Genomic DNA, 581 nt, shown 5'->3' with positions numbered 1-581 from the left:
GTGCACGGTCACGAGATAGTCGGCGAACGTGGCGCCCATGCGCGGGGGGCCAGGATGGTGATGTCGCAGTTCTCAAAACCGGGGATCACGTTCTTGACGATGCCGTCGGGCTCGATGACCGCCCAGTTGCGGTTCACGACCGAGCGGCTCGCCAAGATGTCGGGGCGATAGCCGGTAACGTTGTTGATGTAGCTCATGCCTCTCTCCTTATCAAATGAGGCGGACTACGGTGAATCCGAAATGTCCCACCCGCGCGGGGCGGACGGGACAGGGGTTCCAAGAGAAGGTGCTAGGCGGCGACGGTCTTCTTCTTGAGGTTCGTCGCCATGAACAGGACCGTGCCGACGAGTAGCAGCGCGGCGCCGAGATAGTAGCCCAGCTCACCGGAGCCGGTGGAGTCGATGATGACACCGGTCAGCGCGGGGGCGACGACGGACGAGGCCATGCCGAAGAAGTTGAACACGCCGAGGGTGGTCGCGACGCTCTTGGGATCGGCCTGGTCGGACATGTACGAGATGAGGATCGGGTCGACAGCCATCTTACCAAGCGGGCCGTAGAGCAGCAGGATGATGGACAAAGAC

Annotated in this window: 2 protein-coding genes; both read right to left on the bottom strand. The window is 62.3% G+C overall.

Going from position 1 to position 581, the window contains the following annotated elements; all coding sequences use genetic code 11:
• Positions 1 to 8: 8 nt before the first annotated feature.
• Positions 9 to 197 (bottom strand): hypothetical protein, encoded by a 189-nt coding sequence (locus tag H7U32_RS09615; RefSeq protein ID WP_204469827.1) that lies wholly within the window; start codon positions 195 to 197, stop codon positions 9 to 11.
• A 92-nt stretch (positions 198 to 289) separates the two neighbouring features.
• On the bottom strand, positions 290 to 581 hold a 292-nt coding region (locus H7U32_RS09610), incomplete at its 5' end, for an MFS transporter (protein ID WP_204469826.1).

The sequence above is a fragment of the Bifidobacterium pullorum subsp. saeculare genome (assembly GCF_016899725.1).
GTDB classification, from domain to species: domain Bacteria; phylum Actinomycetota; class Actinomycetes; order Actinomycetales; family Bifidobacteriaceae; genus Bifidobacterium; species Bifidobacterium pullorum_C.
The sequence above is the reverse complement of the archived record's forward strand: the minus strand, read 5'-3'. Positions and strand labels throughout refer to the sequence as shown.